General features: G+C 70.1%; 22 protein-coding genes and 1 riboswitch. Of the genes, 1 reads left to right on the plus strand and 21 read right to left on the minus strand.

What is annotated here, in order from left to right; translation table 11 throughout:
- Positions 1–112: 112 nt before the first annotated feature.
- The 8 genes from lgt to hisI all read right to left on the minus strand — a co-directional run bounded on the left by lgt (position 113) and on the right by hisI (position 7569).
- Positions 113–1396, minus strand: a complete 1284-nt coding sequence (gene lgt, locus ABLI39_RS02515) for a prolipoprotein diacylglyceryl transferase (RefSeq protein ID WP_349411792.1) — start codon at positions 1394–1396, stop codon at positions 113–115.
- 3 nt (positions 1397–1399) lie between these two features.
- The gene (gene trpA / locus ABLI39_RS02520) at positions 1400–2242 is read right to left on the minus strand and encodes a tryptophan synthase subunit alpha (protein ID WP_349411793.1); all 843 of its coding nucleotides are present in this window, start codon (positions 2240–2242) and stop codon (positions 1400–1402) included.
- Entirely contained in the window at positions 2239–3585 is a 1347-nt protein-coding gene (gene trpB, locus ABLI39_RS02525; RefSeq protein ID WP_349411794.1) for a tryptophan synthase subunit beta, read from the minus strand. Before trpB ends, trpA begins: the two co-directional genes overlap by 4 nt.
- Positions 3586–3677: 92 nt before the next feature.
- Positions 3678–4493, minus strand: coding sequence for an indole-3-glycerol phosphate synthase TrpC (gene trpC, locus ABLI39_RS02530; RefSeq protein WP_349411795.1), 816 nt, complete (start codon positions 4491–4493; stop codon positions 3678–3680).
- 2 nt (positions 4494–4495) lie between these two features.
- The gene (locus tag ABLI39_RS02535; protein ID WP_349411796.1) at positions 4496–4783 is read right to left on the minus strand and encodes an HGxxPAAW family protein; all 288 of its coding nucleotides are present in this window, start codon (positions 4781–4783) and stop codon (positions 4496–4498) included.
- A 103-nt stretch (positions 4784–4886) separates the two neighbouring features.
- Positions 4887–5513: a Trp biosynthesis-associated membrane protein gene (locus ABLI39_RS02540; RefSeq protein WP_349411797.1), complete on the minus strand. Its 627-nt coding sequence runs from the start codon at positions 5511–5513 to the stop codon at positions 4887–4889.
- A complete protein-coding gene (locus ABLI39_RS02545; RefSeq protein ID WP_349411799.1) occupies positions 5510–7078 on the minus strand; it encodes an anthranilate synthase component I in 1569 nt (522 codons plus the stop codon). The genes ABLI39_RS02540 and ABLI39_RS02545 overlap by 4 nt, the downstream gene beginning before the upstream one ends.
- A 98-nt stretch (positions 7079–7176) precedes the next feature.
- Entirely contained in the window at positions 7177–7569 is a 393-nt protein-coding gene (gene hisI / locus ABLI39_RS02550; protein ID WP_349411800.1) for a phosphoribosyl-AMP cyclohydrolase, read from the minus strand.
- A 144-nt stretch (positions 7570–7713) separates the two neighbouring features.
- On the opposite strand from hisI, the gene ABLI39_RS02555 reads away from it, so the two are divergent.
- Positions 7714–8358, plus strand: a complete 645-nt coding sequence (locus ABLI39_RS02555) for a TIGR03085 family metal-binding protein (protein WP_349411801.1) — start codon at positions 7714–7716, stop codon at positions 8356–8358.
- A gap of 105 nt (positions 8359–8463) precedes the next feature.
- Here ABLI39_RS02555 and hisF read toward each other — a convergent pair whose 3' ends face one another.
- The 13 genes from hisF to ABLI39_RS02620 form a co-directional block, all read right to left on the minus strand.
- Positions 8464–9240, minus strand: a complete 777-nt coding sequence (gene hisF, locus ABLI39_RS02560; RefSeq protein WP_349411802.1) for an imidazole glycerol phosphate synthase subunit HisF — start codon at positions 9238–9240, stop codon at positions 8464–8466.
- Between the two features lie 45 nt (positions 9241–9285).
- Complete coding sequence (gene hisG / locus ABLI39_RS02565) at positions 9286–10128, minus strand: ATP phosphoribosyltransferase (protein WP_349411803.1); 843 nt, start codon at positions 10126–10128, stop codon at positions 9286–9288.
- Positions 10129–10233: 105 nt separating this feature from the next.
- Positions 10234–10497 (minus strand): phosphoribosyl-ATP diphosphatase, encoded by a 264-nt coding sequence (locus tag ABLI39_RS02570; RefSeq protein ID WP_349411804.1) that lies wholly within the window; start codon positions 10495–10497, stop codon positions 10234–10236.
- Positions 10498–10578: 81 nt separating this feature from the next.
- On the minus strand, positions 10579–11064 hold the full coding sequence (gene ribH / locus ABLI39_RS02575) for a 6,7-dimethyl-8-ribityllumazine synthase (RefSeq protein WP_349411805.1): 486 nt from the start codon (positions 11062–11064) through the stop codon (positions 10579–10581).
- Positions 11065–11124: 60 nt separating this feature from the next.
- A complete protein-coding gene (ribA, locus tag ABLI39_RS02580) occupies positions 11125–11820 on the minus strand; it encodes a GTP cyclohydrolase II (protein ID WP_349411806.1) in 696 nt (231 codons plus the stop codon).
- A 22-nt stretch (positions 11821–11842) separates the two neighbouring features.
- Complete coding sequence (ribB, locus tag ABLI39_RS02585) at positions 11843–12523, minus strand: 3,4-dihydroxy-2-butanone-4-phosphate synthase (RefSeq protein WP_349411807.1); 681 nt, start codon at positions 12521–12523, stop codon at positions 11843–11845.
- The gene (locus ABLI39_RS02590) at positions 12520–13158 is read right to left on the minus strand and encodes a riboflavin synthase (protein ID WP_349411808.1); all 639 of its coding nucleotides are present in this window, start codon (positions 13156–13158) and stop codon (positions 12520–12522) included. The genes ribB and ABLI39_RS02590 overlap by 4 nt, the downstream gene beginning before the upstream one ends.
- Positions 13158–14315: a bifunctional diaminohydroxyphosphoribosylaminopyrimidine deaminase/5-amino-6-(5-phosphoribosylamino)uracil reductase RibD gene (ribD, locus tag ABLI39_RS02595; protein ID WP_502935175.1), complete on the minus strand. Its 1158-nt coding sequence runs from the start codon at positions 14313–14315 to the stop codon at positions 13158–13160. The genes ABLI39_RS02590 and ribD overlap by 1 nt, the downstream gene beginning before the upstream one ends.
- Before the next feature lie 158 nt (positions 14316–14473).
- A riboswitch (FMN riboswitch) is annotated at positions 14474–14625 on the minus strand.
- Positions 14626–14711: 86 nt separating this feature from the next.
- Positions 14712–15368, minus strand: a complete 657-nt coding sequence (gene rpe, locus ABLI39_RS02600; protein WP_349411809.1) for a ribulose-phosphate 3-epimerase — start codon at positions 15366–15368, stop codon at positions 14712–14714.
- A gap of 63 nt (positions 15369–15431) precedes the next feature.
- Positions 15432–17048 carry an RsmB/NOP family class I SAM-dependent RNA methyltransferase gene (locus ABLI39_RS02605; RefSeq protein ID WP_349411810.1) on the minus strand — a complete coding sequence of 539 codons (1617 nt, stop codon included), beginning with the start codon at positions 17046–17048 and terminating at the stop codon, positions 15432–15434.
- The gene (gene fmt / locus ABLI39_RS02610) at positions 17045–17965 is read right to left on the minus strand and encodes a methionyl-tRNA formyltransferase (RefSeq protein ID WP_349411811.1); all 921 of its coding nucleotides are present in this window, start codon (positions 17963–17965) and stop codon (positions 17045–17047) included. Before fmt ends, ABLI39_RS02605 begins: the two co-directional genes overlap by 4 nt.
- Positions 17962–18552: a peptide deformylase gene (gene def / locus ABLI39_RS02615; protein WP_349411812.1), complete on the minus strand. Its 591-nt coding sequence runs from the start codon at positions 18550–18552 to the stop codon at positions 17962–17964. The genes fmt and def overlap by 4 nt, the downstream gene beginning before the upstream one ends.
- Before the next feature lie 70 nt (positions 18553–18622).
- Entirely contained in the window at positions 18623–19468 is an 846-nt protein-coding gene (locus ABLI39_RS02620) for a cytochrome (RefSeq protein WP_349411813.1), read from the minus strand.
- Positions 19469–19605 lie beyond the last annotated feature (137 nt).

A 19605-nucleotide genomic window follows, 5' to 3' on the forward strand; every position in this document is an offset into this window, starting at 1 on the left:
CCGGGTTTGCATAGCGTCCAGCTGTCTGCTGTCCGTTGCCACCCTGGTGCCACGACGCTGTGGACTCGGGCCCAGCCGGCGGTCGCCCTGCAGCCCGATTTCCGGTGCTGAGCTACTTGGTGCCCTCAGCCTCCGGTGCGGTTCCGGAGGCCCGGCGGCCGGGTGCTCCGGCTTCGGGTTCTCCCTGGGCGGCTTTGCTGCCGCCGGTGGATTCCGCGGCGGCAACGGCCGGGGCCGGAGCGCGGCGCGGACCGCTTTGGTTCTCCGGGAGATTATCACGCGACTCATTATCTGAGACAGCAGAGTCCGAATGGCGGACAGGAACCGCGACCTTCTCGTCGTCGTGTTCGACGGCGTCCTCCTTGGCTTCCGCCTTCACGTCGTCGTGTTCGACGTCGTCGGCCTGGGCGGCGTCCCGCTCGTCTACGTCCGCGTCGTCGTCGTCAACCTTATCGGCGTCGGCGTCGCTGTCCTCCGCCACGGCTGCCGGCTCCGGCTCACGGCCCGGCAGGTAGGGGCTGTCCGGAACGTCGCGCTTGCGCAGGCCCAGGACAATGAACGCCACCAGGGCCGCGAGGAGCACAAAGATGCTGGTCCAGACGTTGAGGCGGGTGGTGATGCCGAAGAGGTTGATCTGCTCGGCGTCATCGATCCGCATGGCCTCGATCCAGACGCGGCCCAGCGTGTAGTAGATGGCGTAGAGCCAGAAGAGGCGGCCGCGGCGGAAGTTGAAGCGGCGGTCCAGCAGGAGCAGGATGCCGACGCCCACGAGGTTCCAGACGGACTCGTAGAGGAACGTGGGGTGGAACAGGGTGTCGGCGGGCATGCCGGCCGGGAAGTTGGGGTTGTCGGCGTCGATCTGCAGTCCCCAGGGCAGTGTGGTGGGGCCGCCGAAAAGTTCCTGGTTGAAATAGTTGCCCCAGCGGCCGATCGCCTGCGCCAGCAGCAGCCCGGGGGCCGCGGCGTCCACGAACGCGCTGAGCTTCACCCCGGCCCGGCGGCAGCCGATCCAGGCGCCGAAGGCGCCGAGTACCACGGCGCCCCAGATGCCGAGGCCGCCGCGCTGGATCTGCGGAATCAGGGACAGGTCGCCGGTGCCGTCGAAGCCGGGGCCGAAGTAGGCGTCCGGCGACGACACGACGTGGTAGAGCCGGCCGCCGATGATGCCGAAGGGGATTGCCCAGATGGCGATGTCCCAGACGCTGCCTTCAGGCGCGCCGCGGCGGGCCCAGCGCACCGAGGTGAGCCAGAGCCCGGCGATGATGCCGGCCAGGATGCACAGCGCGTAGGCATGGATGCGCAGGGACCCCCAGGGCAGCGGGATGTCGAAGCCGGACCAGTCCGGGCTCGGAATGCTCGCGGGAACCATCGCTGCCGCGTGGAGGACTGACTGCATTGCTTACGCTTCTTCCTTGGTAAGGCCGGTGCTGAGCTCTTTCGTCAAGGACGCTACCGCATCCACGCCGCCCTCACCGATTGCCGCGACGAGGGCCGTGCCGACGATTACTCCGTCCGCGTAGGCCGCGATTTCGCGGACGTGGCCGGCGTTGGAGACGCCCAGGCCGACGCAGACCCGCTCGGCGCCCGCGGCGTGGGCTGCGGCGACGACGTCTTTGGCGGCGGAGCTGACGGAGGTGCGGGCGCCGGTGACGCCCATGATGGAGACGGCGTAGACGAAGCCGCGGCTGGCGTCCACGGTGCGCTTCATCCGTTCCGGCGAGGAGGACGGTGCCACGAGGAACACGCGGTCCAGGCCGTACTTATCCGAGGCGGCCATCCATTCCGCGGCCTCGTCCGGGATCAGGTCCGGGGTGATGAGTCCCGCTCCCCCGGCTTCGGCGAGCCGGCGGGAAAACTCGTCGACGCCCATCCGGACCACGGGGTTCCAGTAGGTCATGACCAGGACCGCGGCCTCGGTCTTGCTGGTGATGCCGCGGACGACGTCGAACACCTGGCTGACGTGGAAGCCCTTGGAGAGGGCCTCGGTGGTGGCGGCCTGGATGACCTGGCCGTCCATCACCGGGTCGGAGTAGGGGATGCCGATCTCGATCAGGTCGGCGCCGTTTTCGGCCAGGGCAATGCCCGCGGCGATGGTGTCTTCGACACTGGGGTAGCCGGCGGGCAGGTAGCCGATGAGGGCGGACCGGCCCTGGGCCTTGGCCCGGTCGATGGCGGCCGCGGACTTGCTGGCGCCGGGAGCCGTGCTCCCGGTGCTGGTTTCGGGGCTGTTGTCGGTGCTCACAGCTGCTCCCCTTCCTGGGCGATCTCGGCTTCGGGCGAATCCTTGTCCAGCAGGTTGAACCATTCCGCGGCGGTGGCCACGTCCTTGTCGCCGCGGCCGGAGAGGTTCACGACCACGATCTTGTCTGCGGCGGGGCCTTCCGCGGCGAGCCGCTGGCCCACCTTCATGGCGCCGGCCAGGGCGTGCGCGGATTCGATGGCCGGGATGATGCCTTCGGTGCGGCAGAGCAGCCGGAAGGCTTCCATGGCTTCGCTGTCCGTGATGGGCGCGTAGCTGACCCGGCCGATGTCGGCGAGGTAGGAGTGCTCGGGTCCGACGCCCGGGTAGTCCAGGCCGGCCGAGATGGAGTGCGACTCGATGGTCTGGCCGTCGTCGTCCTGCATGAGGTAGGAGCGGGCTCCGTGCAGCACGCCGGGCTTGCCCAGGGTGATTGTGGCCGCGTGCCGGCCGGTTTCAACGCCCTCGCCGCCGGCCTCGAAGCCGTAGATCTTCACCGAGGGATCGTCCAGGAAGCCGTGGAAGATGCCGATGGCGTTGGAGCCGCCGCCAATGCAGGCACAGACGGCGTCCGGCAGCCGGCCGGTCTGCTCCAGGATCTGGGCGCGGGCCTCCTCGCCGATCACTTCGTGGAAGTAGCGGACCATGGCCGGGAACGGGTGCGCCCCGGCGGCCGTGCCGAGCAGGTAGTGGGTGTTGCCGACGTTGGCCACCCAGTCCCGGAGCGCCTCGTTGATGGCGTCCTTGAGCGTCTGCGACCCGTTGGTCACCGGAATAACGGTGGCCCCGAGGAGCTCCATCCGGGCCACGTTGAGGGCCTGGCGGCGGCAGTCCTCGGCGCCCATGTAGACCACGCACTCCAGGCCCAGCAGGGCGGCGGCGGTGGCGCTGGCGACGCCGTGCTGGCCGGCGCCGGTCTCGGCGATGACCCGGGTCTTGCCCATGCGCTTGGCGAGCAGAGCCTGGCCCAGCACGTTGTTGATCTTGTGCGAGCCGGTGTGGTTCAGGTCCTCGCGCTTGAGGAAGATGCGGACTCCCCCGGCGTGCTCGGCGAAGCGCTTGGCCTCAGTCAGCAGGGAGGGCCGGCCGGAATAGTTCTTGTTCAGGTCCGCGATCTGGGCGGTGAATTCGGGGTCCGCCTTGGCCTTCTCGAAGGTGTCCTCGAGCTCGTCCAGCGCGGCGATCAGGGACTCGGGCATCCAGCGGCCGCCGTAGGAGCCGAAGTAGGGTCCCGGGGCGTGGCGCAGGGAGGGCGCGCTCTGCGGTCCGTCCTCATCCGGCCGGCTGCCCTCCAGGAAGGCGTCCACGGGGTTTTCGTCTGAGCCGGCTGCTGGCGCATCGACCATCAGTCTCACCATCCTGTTCCACTGCTATCTAGGTCTTAGGTTCCGCACGGACGTACCGCGGTCTGCGGCCGGTTCCCCGGCCCGGCCGCGGGTCAGGAGCGTGCGGCGATTTCTTCGGCTCCGGCGGCCATGAATTCGGCGATCCGTTCGCGCGGGGTTGCGTCGCTGACCAGTGCCTCGCCCACCAGGACGGCGTTGGCGCCGCTGGCCGCGTAGTGCCGGACGTCGTCGACGCCGCGGACCCCGGATTCGCCCACAACGAGGGCTCCCGCGGGGATGCCGGCGGCGATCTCCGCGAAGACGGAGCGGTCGACGTCGAGCGTCTTGAGGTTCCGGACGTTGACGCCAATGATCCGGGCCCCGGCGGCCACGGCACGTTCGACTTCGCCGGCGGTGTGGGTCTCGACGAGTACGTTCATTCCCAGCTCGCGGCTGAGGGCGCTGTACTCGTGCAGCTGCGCGTCGGAAAGCGAGGCGACGATCAGCAGGATCAGGTCGGCGCCGTGGGCACGGGCCTCCCAGATCTGGTATTCGTCGATCATAAAGTCCTTGCGCAGCAGCGGGATGTCCACGGCTGCCCGGACGGCGTCGAGGTCGGCGAGTGAGCCGTTGAACCGGCGCTGTTCGGTCAGGACGCTGATCACGGCCGCGCCGCCGTCGGCGTACTGCACGGCAAGGGAGGCAGGGTCCGCGATGCTCGCCAGCGCGCCCTTGGAGGGGCTGCGCCGCTTGATTTCGGCGATCACCTTGAGCTGGTTCCGGTCCGAGGGCCCGCCCAGGGCGGCCCAGGCGTCTCGCGCCGGGGCTGCTGCCGCGGCACGGTCCTTCAGCTCGGCGAGCGTTACGAGGCGCTGGCGGGCCTCCATATCCTCCCTGACACCGGCATTGATGTCATCGAGAACGCTCACTCCTAGTGGCCGGAGTTCTTCAGCTTGCTGCCGCCGACGCCGTAACCGGCCTTGCGCATGGCAAAGCCCACCACGAGGCCGACCAGCATGACGACGGCACCGGCGATGAAGATCGGGGTGTTGGCTATCACGAAGGCGATGCAGGCGATGAGGGCGCCGACCAGCATGATGATCACGGTGGTCCAGGCCGCCGGGCTGTTGCCGTGGCCGGTGGGCTCGCTGTGGTCGACGCCGTCGTAGACGCCGGTGCCGGCGGCGGGCTTGGGTGCGGAAACAGGGGCTTTGCTCATGGAATTCTCCTCAGGATCAATACTGCTTACATTCTGCCATTTTTTGGCGGCGTCATTGGCCGCGTTACCGGGCGGGCTGCCGGGCCGCGCCAGCGGGCGCGGCTCAGGTGGGGTCGTCGCCACGGGAGAGCCGGTCCCAGCTGTCGATCTCGTCGGCCGGCTGCGCGGGGCCGGTCACGGCGCCGGTGGCGGCGGCGTCGTACTTCGTCCGGCTCTTCCAGTACCGTCCGGCGGGCACAATCGCGAGGGCGCTGACCCCCAGCAGGGCACCGGCGGCGACGGCGAGGACCGGGAACGCAGTGAGCGCCACCTGGACGTTGCTGCCGCTGATGCCGGTGGCGGCGGCGATGGATCCCTGCGCCGCGGCCAGCGGGTCGGACAGCACGGTCACGGCCGCGGCCACAATGCCGGCGGCGGCCAGCAGGATGATCGCCGTGATGACCCAGCGGGCGATGCGCCCCGCGATCGACGCGGCGAGTCCGCCGGCCAGGGCCACCAGGGCCAGGGCGGTGACCGTGGTGGCGGCCTTGCTGCCCTGGACCTGCAGGCCGTTCTGGCTGACGCCCTGGCCCAGCTGGCCGGGATCGAGCTGGACCGTCAGCCAGGTCTGGGTGGTGGTGCCGAAGACGGCCAGCGCCAGCGCGGCGATGACCAGGACCAGGGTGGACTTCCGGGCCCAGCGCGGAACGGCCGGGCTGGTGCTCTTGATGGTGCCGGCGGCGCCGGTCATGGCTGCTCCGTCCCGGCGTCGGGAACAGTGTCCGCGGTGATGTTCCGCAATGACTGCGCCGTGTGCACGGCCCGCATCGGGGCGGCGGCCTTGTTGACGGTCTCGAGCGCCTCGGTGGCGTTGACGGAGTCGGCCACGATGCCGCCGCCGGCCTGCACGTAGGCGCGGCCGTCGCGGAGCAGCGCGGAGCGGATGGCTATGGCCATGTCCATGTCGCCGGCGAAGTCGAGGTAGCCGACCACGCCGCCGTAGATGCCGCGGCGGTGGGGTTCCAGTTCGTCCAGCAGGCGCAGCGCGCGCGGTTTGGGGGCGCCGGAGAGCGTGCCGGCCGGGAAGGTGGCCTTGAGCACGTCGTAGGCGGTGGCCGTCGGCGCGAGTTTGCCCACCACCGTGGAGACCAGGTGCATGATGTGGCTGAAGCGCTCCACTTCCATGAACTGGGTGACGTCAACGGTTCCGGCCACACAGACCTTGGAGAGGTCGTTGCGGGACAGGTCCACCAGCATGAGGTGCTCGGCGCGTTCCTTCTGGTCAGCGAGGAGTTCCTCGGCGAGGGCCTTGTCCGCCTCAATGGTCTTGCCGCGCGGCCGGGAGCCGGCGATCGGGTGGGTGATGACCTCCTCGCCGGTGACCGTCACGAGGGCCTCCGGGGAGGAACCCACGATCGAGTACTGGCGTCCGCCCGCGTCCTCGAGGCTGAAGATGTACATGTAGGGGCTGGGGTTGGTGTTCCGCAGGACCCGGTAGACGTCCAGCGGGTCGGCACCGCAGTCCATTTCGAAGCGGCGCGAGATCACCACCTGGAAGACCTCGCCGTCGACGATCGCCTCCTTGCCGCGGTCCAGGGCGGCGAGGTAGTCGTTTTCGTCCCAGCGTTCCTGCACGCTGGAGGCGAAGTCGAGCGCGGCGGGCTGCAGCACGGAGACGGGCTGCTCGGTGGGGGTGCTGATCTTTGCCAGCAGCGCCTTCACCCGGGCGACGGCGTCGTGCCAGGCTTCGTCGACGCGTTCGGAGCTGTTGTCGAAGTTGATCGCGTTGGCGATCAGCAGCACCGTGCCGTCCATGTTGTCGTGCACGGCCATGTCGGTGACGAGGTTCAGCGCCATTTCCGGCAGGTCCAGGTCATCCTCGGGCGGGCTGGTGAGTTTTTCCCAGTGCCGGACGGTTTCCCAGCCCAGGAACCCCACCAGGCCGGAGGTGAACGGCGGCAGGCCGTCGAAGCGCTCGGTGTGCAACGCCTTCACGGTGTCCCGGATGGCGTCGACCGGGCTGCCGTCCAGCGGGACGCCGACGGGCGGCTGGCCGAGCCAGTGTGCCTGCCCGTCCTTGGTGGTGAGGGTGGCGCGGGACCGCGCGCCGATGAAGGAATAGCGGGACCAGGCACCGCCCACCGCGGCGGACTCCAGCAGGAAGGTCCCGGGCTGGCCCTGGGCGAGTTTGCGGTACAGCCCGATCGGGGTTTCGGCGTCAGCCAGCACCTTCAGCCGGACCGGGATGACGCGGCTGTGGCCGGCGAGTTCCCGGAACTCGTCCAGGCCGGGGCTGATGATTCCAAGGTCCTGCATGGCTGTTGTGTTCCGCCTGTTCTCTTGGTCTGTTGCTTGGGAAATGCCGGGGCGCGGGGTGGCCCGGGCCTGCACCGGGTTAACGAGGGGGCGCCGGGTTAGTCCGCGTTGCCGACGACGGCGTCCAGCGCGCGCCCGTCGAAGCACGTCCGGGTTCCGGTGTGGCAGGCCGCGCCCACCTGGTCGACCCGGACCAGCAGCGCGTCGCCGTCGCAGTCCAGGGCGAGGGACTTCACCCACTGCACGTGGCCGGAGGTGTCGCCCTTGCGCCAGTATTCCTGCCGCGAGCGGGAGTAGAAGGTGACCCGCCCGGTGGTCATGGTGCGATGCAGCGCCTCGTCATCCATCCAGCCGAGCATCAGCACCTCGTTGGTATCGAACTGCTGGACGATCGCGGCCACCAGGCCGGCGCTGTCCCGTTTCAGGGATGCGGCCAGGCCGGCAGGGAGCGGAGTTTCGCTGACGGGGGCGGGGGCAGGCTGCTCAGACATCAGCTCAAGTCTAGTGCCTCCGGGCCGGTGGCCGCCCGGCGCCGGCGGCCCCGCGCTTAACATGCGTGCCAATAGCCCGCTGCGGCCAAAACGGCGGGGCTTCCTGTGCACACCGGCGGGCGTCTCGTGCTAGTTTCACAAGTGATGCATTTCGTCGATCCGTCCCGAGAAGTCCTGGCCGAAACCCTGCTGGCGGCCGGTCCTGACTCCCCCACGCTCTGCAAGGGCTGGCAGACGCGTGATCTTGCCGCGCACCTGTACCTGCGGGAGCGAAAGGCCCGCGTCGGGCTCGGGCTGCTGATCATGCGACTCTCCAAGGCCTCGGACCAGGCCACGGCCGAGCTCGCCGCCACGATCAAGACCCCGGAAGCCTACGCCCGGCTGGTCAACACCTTCCGCGCCGGGCCGCCCGCGCTCTCGCCGATGCGGATCAAGGCCCTGGACGAGAGCTCCAACCTGATCGAATACTTCGTCCACACCGAAGACGTCCGCCGCGCGGTCGACCGCTGGGCGCCGCGCGCCCTGGACGAGGCTTACTCCGACGCTCTCTGGGACGAACTGGTCAAGCGCGCGGCCATCCTCTACCGCGGCGTGGACCTGGGCATTGTGCTGGTGAGCCCGTCCGGCCCCCGGCATGTGGCCAAGCGCGCCCCCGTCTCTGTGGCGATCGTCGGCGAACCGGGCGAACTACTGATGCACGCCCACGGCCGGACCCGGCACGCGCTGGTGACTTTCGAGGGCCAGCCCGACGCCGTCGCGCTGCTGCAGTCAGCCGAAGTCGGGCTCTAGTCGCCTCCCGCTCCCCCAAACACAGCAACGCGGGGTCACTTAACGCCCATATTCCCCTTCGGGATGGGCGCCCAGTGACCCCGCGTTGCTTTAATCAGGGTGGGGTCAGCGGACTTCGAAGCCTGCCTCGCGGATCGCGGCCTTGACCTGGGCGATCATGTCCAGCGGGCCGAAGTGGAAGACCGAGGCTGCCAGCACGGCGTCGGCGCCGGCAGCCACGGCCGGCGGGAAGTGTTCGGGACGGCCGGCGCCGCCGGAGGCGATCAGCGGCACCTTCACCGCGGCACGGGCCAGCCGGATGAGTTCGAGATCGAAGCCGTCCTTGGTGCCGTCGGCGTCGATCGAATTGAGCAGGATCTCACCGACGCCGCGGTCGGCAGCCTCACGGGCCCAGGCGAGGGCATCGATGCCGGTGCCCTGGCGGCCGCCGTGGGTGGTGACTTCGAAGCCGGAGGGCGTCGGCTGGGCGCCCGGGCGGGTGCGCCGGGCGTCGAGGGAGAGCACCAGGACCTGGGAGCCGAAGTGCCGGGTGATCTCGTCGATCACCTCGGGCCGGGCCACGGCCGCGGTGTTGATCGCAGCCTTGTCCGCGCCGCAGCGCAGCAGCTTGTCCACCTCGGCCACGCCGCGGACGCCGCCGCCGACGGTCAGTGGAATGAAGACTTCCTCTGCGGTGCGCCGGACGACGTCGAAGGTGGTTTCGCGATTGCCCGAGGAGGCGGTGACGTCGAGGAAGGTCAGTTCGTCGGCGCCGCCGTTGTCGTAGCGGTGCGCGAGCTCCACCGGGTCACCGGCGTCGCGCAGGCCCTCGAAGTTGATCCCCTTGACCACACGGCCGGCGTCGACGTCCAGGCACGGGATAACGCGGACGGCGACGGTCATGGCTGGTCCTGGCGGTTGCTGGCGGCTGAAGTCTTCACGGCCGCCCTAGATCCGGCAGGCGTGGATGCTGCTGACCAGGATGGCGCGGGCGCCGAGGTCGTAGAGCTCGTCCATGATCCGGTTGGTGTCCTTCTTGGGCACCATCGAGCGGACGGCCACCCAGTCCGAGTCCCGCAGCGGCGAGATGGTGGGCGACTCCAGCCCGGGCGTCAGGGCGGCGGCCTGCTCCACGAGCTCATTGCGGATGTCGTAGTCCATCAGGACGTACTGGCGGGCCACCAGGACGCCCTGGAGTCGGCGGATGAGGACCTCGGTGGCCGGGTTCTGCTCGCCCTTGCGGCCGATCAGGACCGACTCGGAGTTCAGGATCGGCTCGCCAAAGATTTCCATCCCGGCGGCCTTGAGGGTGGTGCCGGTTTCGACGACGTCGGCGATCGCGTCCGCGACGCCGAGGCGGACGGAGGATTCGACGGCGCCGTCGAGCCGGACCACCTTCGCGTTAATGCCGCGCTGGGCGAGGTAGCCGCGGAGCAGTCCGTCGTAGCTGGTGGCGAGGCGCTTGCCTTCAAGCTGTTCGATGGCGGTGAAGTCGCCCACCGGGCCGGCGAACCGGAAGGTGGAGGCGGCGAAGCCCAGGGGCAGCAGCTCCTCGGCATCCACCTCGGCGTCGAGCAGCAGGTCGCGGCCGGTGATACCCACGTCCAGGGTGCCCTGGCCGACGTAGACAGCGATGTCGCGGGGGCGGAGGAAGAAGAACTCGATGTCGTTGTCCGGGTCCACCATAACCAGCTCGCGGCTGTCGCGGCGCTGGCGGTAGCCGGCCTCGGCGAGCATGGCCGAGGCGGCTTCGGACAGGGATCCCTTGTTCGGGACGGCAACTCTCAGCATGGGGAAGGTCTTTCTGGTTAGGAAGTCATCGGTGCAGGCACAGCGGGCCACGTGGTGCTCCGGGGTCCGCGCGGATTCGCTTCCGCGGCGGGCGGCGCGACGTGGCTAGAGATGCTTGTAGACGTCTTCCAGGCTGAGTCCTTTGGCGAGCATCAGAACCTGCAGGTGATAGAGCAGCTGCGAAATTTCTTCCGCGGCGGCTTCGTCGGATTCGTACTCGGCAGCCATCCAGACCTCGGCGGCTTCCTCCACGACTTTCTTGCCGATGCCGTGGACTCCGGAATCCAGTTCGGCGACGGTGCGGGAGCCCTCCGGGCGGGTGGCTGCCTTCTCACTCAGTTCTGCGAACAGCGACTCGAAATTCTTCACGCCCTCCAGCCTACTTGCTCACGGCAAGACGCCGCCTGCCGGGCCGCCGGATGACGGCCCGGATGTGAGGGAATACACAGGCTAGGAATACTGCTGGAGCGTGACGGCGGTGGCCAGGGCGGCCGTGACGGCCTCGTGTCCCTTGTCCTCGGTGGAGCCCGGGAGGCCGGCCCGGTCGATGCCCTGCTGTTCGGTGTCGCAGGTCAGCACACCGAAGCCCACTGGCAGACCGGTACGGACGCTGACCTCGGTCAGGCCGAGCGTGGCGGCTTCGCAGACGTACTCAAAGTGCGGCGTTCCGCCGCGGATCACAACACCGAGCGCGACGACGGCGTCGAAGTGCGGCGCCAGCCGGGCCGCGGCGACGGGGAGTTCAAAGGTTCCGGGGACACGCAGCACGGTCGGTTCGCCGATGCCGGCCTCCTTGGCGGCGCGCAGCGCGCCGTCGAGCAGTCCGTCCATGATCTGGGTGTGCCAGCTCGCGGCAACGATGGCGAGTTTCAGCCGGGAGGTGTCCTCGGGGTTGAAGGTGGTGAGGTCGATCTGGGGGGCGCCGTGGCCGCTCATGCGTTGTCCTTGCTGTGGAGTGTGTGGGAGGGGGTGGTGCTGTGGCAGATACCGGGGTGCTCAGTCTTGTTCGTGCTCGAACCCGCGCTGGCCGGCGGCTGGTGCTGCCGGCTCCATGTCCAGGACCAGCCGATGGTCCATCCGGTCCTTTTTCGTCTGCAGGTAGCGCAGGTTTTGTTCGCGGGACGGCACCTCGGTGGGGACCATCTCGACGACGCGCACGCCGGCCTGGGCCAGCCGGTCCTGCTTGTCCGGGTTGTTGCTCAGCAGGCGGATCTCGTGCAGGCCCAGCTCGGCGAGGATCTGCGCCGCGGCCTTGTAGCAGCGGGCGTCCACCGGCAGGCCGAGCTGCTCGTTGGCCTCGACCGTGTCGAAGCCGGCCTCCTGCAGGGCGTAGGCCTTGATCTTGTTGGCCAGGCCGATGCCTCGGCCTTCCTGGCCGCGCAGGTAGAGCAGGGTGCCGCCGAATTCGTGGATCATCTCCAGCGCGTAGGCCAGCTGCTCGCCGCAGTCGCAGCGGTAGGAGCCAAACACGTCCCCGGTGAGGCATTCGGAGTGCAGCCGGACCAGGGGCGCCTGGCCGTCGGCGGCCGGCAGCGGGGAACTGACGGCGAGGTGTTCGGCGCCGGTGGCCAGATCGGTCCAGGCCTGCGCCACGAAGTCGCCATAGGCGGTGGGCAGCTGGACGATCGGTCCGCCGCTGACCGGATGCGGCTGCTGCGCCGGGGTGGCCGGCTGCGCTTCAGAAGTCGTCATTGTTTCTCCTCAGTCCAGGGTGTCAGGCGGATTCCGCCGCGGCGCTGCCGGTGTGACCGGCCTCCAGGTAGGCCACCAGGTCGGCGATCGAGATCAGCGGGCAGCCGTGTTCGAGGGCAAAGCCGCGAAGTCCGTCCAGCCGCATCATTTCTCCGTCGTCGTGCACCAGTTCTGCAATCACGCCCACGGGTTCGAGTCCGGCCAGCCGGCACAGCTCCACTGCTGCCTCGGTGTGGCCGGGACGCTCCCGCACACCCCCCTTAACGGCGCGCAGCGGGAAAACATGCCCGGGACGGGTCAGGGAATTCGGCCGGCTGGTCGGATCGGCCAGGATCCGGGCCGTCAGGGCCCGGTCCGTCGCCGAGATTCCGGTGCTCACGCCAATGGCGGCGTCGCAGGACACGGTGTAGGCGGTGCCCTTGGCGTCCTGGTTGATGGCCACCATGGGCGGCAGTTCCAGCGCGTCGGCCTGCTCGCTGGTCAGCGGCACGCAGATCACCCCGGAGCTGTACCGGATGGTCCAGCCCATCAGGGCGGGGGTGGCGTGCTGCGCCGCGAAGATGATGTCGCCTTCGTTTTCGCGGTCCTCGTTGTCGACCACCAGCACGGGCCGTCCGGCCGCCATGGCGCGGATGGCGTCCTCGATCGGGTCCAGCGCCGGTGCGTCGACGGCGGTTCCGGGGGTGTCCTGCAGCCGGTTCATGATGCGGCCGCCTGGGTCTGTGCGGCGGGGGCGAAGGCCAGGAGCCGCTCGGTGTACTTGGCCAGGACGTCCACCTCAAGGTTGACGCGGCCACCCACGGCCTTGGCGCCCAGCCCGGTCTCGGCCAGGGTGGTGGGGATCAGGCCGACCTCGAACCACGGGGCCGGCTCCGGCGCCGGGCTGACGGCGGTGACGGTCAGGGACACACCGTCGACGGCGATGGAGCCCTTCTCGGCGATGTAGCGTGCCAGCGGTGCGGGTACGGCGAAGCGCAGCCTGTCCCAGTTCCCGAGCGCCTCGCGTTCGAGCAGTTCGCCGACGCCGTCGACGTGCCCCTGCACGACGTGGCCGTCGAGCCGGCCGCCGGCCGGGACGCAGCGTTCCAGGTTGACGGGGTCCCCCGCGGCCAGTGCGCCGATGGTGCTGCGGACCAGGGTTTCGCCCATCACGTCGACGCTGAAGTCCGTGCCATTGATGTCCGTGGCCGTCAGGCAGACGCCGTTGACGGCGATCGAGCCGCCGTGGGCCAGCCCGGCGGTGCTTTCGGGGGCGTGCAGGCGCAGCGTGGCGCTAGTGTCGCCGTCGCGCTCGACGGACAGCACCTTCCCCTGTTCGGCGATAATTCCGGTAAACATCAGTTGCCTCCTGCGGCGGTGTCCGCGTCACTGCGCGGGGTGGAATCGGATGAAGTGTTAGTGGCGGGCCGAAGGTGCAGCCGCAGGTCGCGGCCCAGCATCTGCACGGCGCCGCCCGAGGCGTGATCCCAGTCCCAGTGCTGGGCGTCGGCGAGGGTGCCGATGCCGAGGTCGTCCAGGGCGGGCGTGCCGGAGCCGAGCAGCGTGGGGGCCAGGTAGACGATCAGCTCGTCGACCAGGCCGGCGGCCAGGAATGCGCTGATGATCCGGGATCCGCCTTCGACCATGAGGTGCCGGACGCCGGCGTCGAACAACCGGTCCAGAGCCTCGCGGGGTGCGCGGGTGGGCAGGTGCAGCACCTTGCCGTCGTCGCCGTTGACCGCGGCGTCCCCGGGAATCCCCCGCAGGCCCATCACGGCGCGCAGCGGCTGCTTGTCCGCGGGTTCGCCGCCGGGGTTGCGGGCGGTGAGCCGCGGGTTGTCGACCAGGACGGTTTGGGTGCCCACCAGGATCGCGTCGATCCGGCCCCTCAGGGCGTGGTTGTCCGCGAGGGACTCCGGACTGGAAATCCACTGGCTGGTCCCGTCACTGGCCGCGATCCTGCTGTCCAGGGTCTGGGCGATGTGCAGGGTGACGAACGGCCGTTTGGCGGCGACGGCGTCGAACCAGCGGCGGTTGAGGTCCAGGGCGGCGACGGCGCCGAGGCCGGAACGGACCCGGACGCCGGCGGCGCGCAGGGTGGCGGCTCCCCCGGCGGCCGGGTCGTGCGGGTCGTCGATGGCGTAGACGACGTCGGCCACGCCGGCGTCGATGATGGCCTGGGCGCAGGGGCCGGTGCGGCCGCAGTGGTTGCACGGCTCCAGGGTGACCACCATGGTGGTGCCCGTGAGGTCCAGCCCGGCGGCTGCCGCCTGCGCGATCGCGTCGGCCTCGGCATGCGGGGTGCCGGCGCCGCGGTGGTACCCGGTGACCAGCGGTGCGCCGTCGGTTCCGATCACGACGGCGCCCACCAGCGGGTTCGCCCCGCGCGGGCCCTGCGCCGCGGCTGCGAGGGCAACGTTCATGGCGGCCGTCTCGGCCGCGCTGAAACCGGCGGCGTCGAAGTCTTCCTGGGCCGGGTGTTCCTGCGGCCCGGCGGCCGGTTGCTGGAGGCTCATGTGCCGTCCGCCGCGGCCCGTTGGGCCGCCGAGCCGGCGAAGAGCCATCGCAAGGGGTTCATGTGTGTGTGTCGTTCCTTCCCTCAAGAACCGCGATGGCTCCGGGGGTATACGACAGCGCAATTCCGCGGCGCCGGGAGGGCGCCGCAGTAACAGCTGTACGTGCTTCTCTCATCCAGACTTTAACTGTCGGTACCGGAGTTCCACCGGTTCAACCGTCCGCCGGCAGCCTTCCTTGCGGAAAGTTCCGGCTCGCGGGTCGCGGACTATAACCGCCGGTTCGGACTTACACCGACCCCGGAGCACGTATGTGTGTAGCTATTCTGACACAACCGCGGGTACCGTCCGGCTATTCCCGCCGGCCGGAGAGCGCAGTTTGCGTCATGTTTCGGCCGGTTAGCGCCGGCCCGCGGCCCGCAGCCGCTCGATCGCGTCGGCCGGGTCATCGGCGCCGTAGACGGCGGAGCCCGCGACAAAGACGTCGGCGCCGGCCTCGGCGGCACGCCAGATGGTCTCCTCGGTGATGCCGCCGTCGACCTGCAGCCTGACGTCCAGCCCGGAGGCGTCGATGGCCGCCCGGGCCCGGCGGATCTTCGGCAGCGTGAGGTCCAGGAACTCCTGGCCGCCGAAGCCGGGCTCCACGGTCATGATGAGGATCATGTCCAGCTCCCCGAGCATGTCCAGGAACGGCTCCACCGCGCTGCCGGGGCGCAGCGCGATCCCCGCCTTCGCCCCGCGGGCCCGCAGTTCGCGGGCCAGCTTCACCGGCGCGATCGACGCCTCGGCGTGGAAGGTCACCGACGCGACGCCGGCGTCGGCGTAGGCCGGGGCCCAGCGGTCGGCGTGCTCGATCATGAGGTGGGCGTCCAGCGGGATCGGGCTGACTTCCTGGATGCGCTGGACCACCGGCAGGCCGAGCGAGAGGTTCGGCACGAAGTGGTTGTCCATCACGTCCACGTGCACGGCGTCGGCGGTGCTGATCTTGTGCAGCTCGGACTGGAGGTTCGCGAAGTCCGCCGAAAGGATGCTGGGGTTGATGCAGCAGTAGGCCATGGGTGTCCTTTGTGGTTGCGCCGGTCGGAAGATCAGGTAGCTGGTGCCAGTATGGCCCGAGGCTCAGGCTTTCTTGTGGATCAGCGCCAGGAACATGGCGTCGGTCCGGTGCCGGTGCGGCCAGAGCTGGGCGGTGAGTTCGTGGCCGGCCTCGAGGTGCCCGGTGAGGCTGACGGCGTCGAGGGCGGCGCCGGCGTCGAGCAGTTCAAGGTCGTCGCGCTTGCGCAGCGCGTCGCTGACGACGGCGGTGGTCTCGGCCGGGTGCGGCGAGCAGGTCACGTAGGCCACCACACCGCCGGGCTTGACGGCGTCGAGCGCCGACTTGAGCAGTTCGCGCTGCAGGGGGCCGAGGTCCACGAGGTCCTTGGGGGTGCGCCGCCAGCGGGATTCCGGGCGGCGGCGCAGCGCGCCCAGGCCGGTGCACGGCACGTCCGCCAGCACCCGGTCGAAGCTTTCGGCCATCTCGGATCCGACCTCGCGGCCGTCGCCGGTGCGGACGTGCCAGACCTCGTGCGGCACCGCGGAGAGGGCCTGCCGGACCAGTTTGGCGCGGTGCGGTGCGGGTTCGTTGGCGAGCAGGGTGGCGCCGTGCTGGCGCGCGAGGGCGCCCAGGAGGGCTGCCTTGCCGCCCGGGCCGGCGCAGAGGTCCAGCCAGCGTTCGCCGCCGGCCGTGGTGGCGTCGTCGGACGCGGAGGCGCCGTCGGACGCGGAGGCGCCGTCGCCGCCGTCGCCCGCGGTGGCGTCGGACAAGTCCACCGACGCCAGGGCCCGGGCCACCAGCTGCGAGCCGACATCTTGGACGCGGGTGCTGCCGTCCCGCACGGAGGCGAGCCGGCCCAGGTCCCCGCCGCTGGAGAGGGCCGATCCCTCGACCAGCTCCCCCGGAGTGGCGCCGCTTTCCACGGCTTCGTCGAGGCTGCCGAGGCCCGGCAGCGCAACGAGGTTCACCACGGGTGCCGCGTTGTCCGCTTCCAGGAGCTCGTCAATCTCCGTGACCGGGCGCCCGTGCGCCACGAGGGACTGCCGGAAGGCCCGGACGATCCACTCGGGGTGGGCGTAGCGGACGGACGCCACCTTGGTCTGGTCCTGCTCGTCGCTGAGCAGCAGGTCCAGCCATTCCTCGAGGGTGTGCGCGGAGACCTTGCGCAGGACGGCGTTGATCAGCCCGGACGGTCCGGCGCCGATCACGGCGCGGGCCAGGCCCACGGTCTCGTCGAGGGCGGCGTGCGCAGGCACCCGCATGGCGAGCAGCTGGTGCGCGCCGATCCGCAGCGCGTCCAGGATGGCCGGGTCCAACTGCTCGAGCGGGCGGTCCACGCAGCGGGCGAGGATCGCATCGTAGGTGCCCTGGCCGCGGAGGGCCCCGTAGCTCAGTTCGGTGGCGAACCCGGCGTCGCGCTTGTCCAGTCCGTGGTGCCGGATCCGGGCCGGCAACACAAGGTTCGCGTAGGCGTCCTCGGCGGCCACGGCGCGCAGCACCTCGAAGGCCACCAGCCGGGCCGGGTCGGCGCGCCGGGTGCGCTGGGAGGGGGCGTTTTCGCTGAAGCCGCGCTGCGGACCGCGGTTCCGTTCCCGGCCCTGCGCGTTCCGCTTCACCCCGCCCCGGGGGCCCCGGTGGCCTTCGCCGCCGCGGCCGCCGTGCCCCTGTCCACGGTTGCCGTTGGATCCGGTTTCGCTCATTCGAAGACCACGCTTTCCAGTGTTGCCTGTCCGCGCGCCCAGTCAGCGGCGGTCATCATTTTCTTGCCCGCGGGCTGGACCCGGGTGAGTTCCACGGGGTGCGAGCCGGTCCCGACCAGGACAGCTTTCCCGTCCAGGGCCAGCTGGCCCGGGCGCAGCGGCTGCGCCCCGGGCCGGAGCAGCACCGGTTCGAGCTTCACGCGCTGGCCGCCAAGGGTGGTCCAGGCTCCGGGTTCCGGCGTGACTCCGCGGGACCGGCGGCCAAGCGCGAGGGCCGGCTGCTGCCAGTCGAGGCGGCCGTCCTCGAGGGTGAGTTTGGGGGCCAGGCTGACGTCGCCCTGCTGCGGGACGGCGGTGGCCTTGCCGGCGTCGACGGCCGAAAGAGTCTGGGTCAGCAGCACGGCGCCGCTGTGCGCGAGGCGCTCCAGCAGCTCCCCCGCGGTGTCCTCAGGTCCCACGGCCTCGGTCAGGGTGCCGAACACCGGTCCCGTGTCCAGGCCTTCTTCGAGCCGGAAGGTCACGGCGCCGGTGATGTCGTCACCGGCGATCAGGGCGCGCTGCACCGGCGCCGCCCCGCGCCAGGCCGGCAGCAGCGAAAAGTGCAGGTTGATCCAGCCGTGCCGGGGAATGTCCAGGGCCGCCCGCGGGATGAGCCCGCCGTAGGCCACGATCGCGGCGACGTCGGGCGCGGCCGCCTCAATCCGGGCCGTTACGGCGGCGTCGACCTTGGCGGCGTGGATGACGTCGATGCCGAGTTCCGCGGCGCGGGCGGCGACCGGCGAGGGTGTCAGCACGCGTTTGCGTCCCAGCGGGGCGTCCGGCCGGGTCAGCACGGCGACGACGTCGAACCCGGCGGCGACGAGGGCGTCCAGCGACGGTACCGCGACGGCCGGGGTTCCCGCGAAGAGAACCCTCACTGGCCGGTTCCGAAGGAGGAGCCGGCGCCGAAGCTGCCGCCTCCGAAGCTGGTGCCGACCGTCTTGGCCCGCTTCGACGTCGTCTGTTCGGTGATGGAGTCGTAGTTGGCGTTGCGGATGGCGCGCAGCGCCGCTTTGCGGTCCTCGCCCTCGAGCCGGTCGGTGAACAGGATTCCGTCCAGGTGGTCGGTCTCGTGCTGGAAGACACGGGCGAGCATTCCCTCGCCCTCCAGTTCCACGGGGTTGCCGTGCACGTCGACGCCGGTGACCCGGGTGGTGCGGTGCCGGCGGACCGGGAAGCCCAGGCCGGGGATGGACAGGCAACCTTCCACCTCGTCCGGCTGGAAGTCCTCGCTGTTTTCCAGCACCGGATTGATGATGTGTCCCTCGACGCCGCGGATGCGGTAGGTGAAGACCCGCTGGCTGATGCCGACCTGCGGCGCGGCCAGGCCGGCGCCCTCCACGTCCTCCATGGTTTCGGTCATGTCGGCAACGAGCTTCGCCAGCTCAGGCCCGAATTCCGTCACGGGATCGGCAACTGTGCGCAGCACAGGGTCCCCGATGATGCGGATATTCAAAATGGCCATGGGTAATCGGTCCTCACGGTGGGCGGCTACAGGATTCCGTCCAGTTTAGTGGCAGGCTCCGGTTTCCGGCTCAGCGGGCCGCCGGCGGCGCGATCGGCAGCAGGGCCGGTCCGGCGGCCACCGTATCGGCGGACATCTCCCAGACGCGGCGCAGTGCGCAGAACTTCCACCAGTGGTGCTTCAGAACGTCCGGGTTGGCCCGCTGCGGCCGGACTTCCGTCTCGCCGATGGCGACGGCGAGGAGAATCGGGGAGTCCCCGTGCTGCCAGGGTTCCCACTCCCCTGCCACGGGATCCACGAGGCTTTCCTCGGCCTTCATTCCGGCCACCAACTGCATCACCACCTTGTCATCGAGCGGCTTGACCGTGCCGTCGCGGCTGGTTCCCTTGGTCTTGTAGTCGATGAGGCAGGTTCGGCCGTTGATCCTGGCGACGAGGTCCAGGGTCCCCGCGTAGCCGACGGTTTTGTTCCACACAGTGATTTCCGGGGCAAGCGGTTCCACCTGGAACAGCTCCCACCACTCGTCAAAGCGGGCGGCGAAGGCCTCCTCGCCGTTGGCCGCCAGGGCCTCCCGGGTTTCCTTCATCAGGTGCGGCCGGCCCAGGGCACGGAGGGCCACCTGCTCGCAGTAGTTGTGCACCCGGTCGCCGCGCGCGGCGGCGTCGTCGCGGTAGGTTTCGGCGGCCTTGGCGGCACGGCTGACCGCCTGGCGCACCTTGGCCGGGCTACCGAGGATGGCCGGCAGCGTGGGATCCGCGGCCAGGCTGTTCGCGCCCATGTAGCCGAACCATCCGTCCAGGCCGTGGGGCTGCTGGCCGATCACGGTGGTGATGGAGGGGACGGAAAACTGCTCGGACGTGGATCGTGCGTACATCCGGCCGTAGTCGGTGGCGTGGGCGAGGAGCGGGGCGGTCATAAAAAGACTCTTTCACGGGGGTCGGACGCTGGCGGAAAACAAAATGGCCCGCCCCGCTCTGTGAGCGGAACGGACCATCTTCCAGGTGGGCGATACTGGGTTCGAACCAGTGACGCCTAGGTGCTGGCACTACTGGT

The sequence above is a fragment of the Pseudarthrobacter sp. B907 genome (assembly GCF_040137805.1).
Classification (GTDB): Bacteria; Actinomycetota; Actinomycetes; order Actinomycetales; family Micrococcaceae; genus Arthrobacter.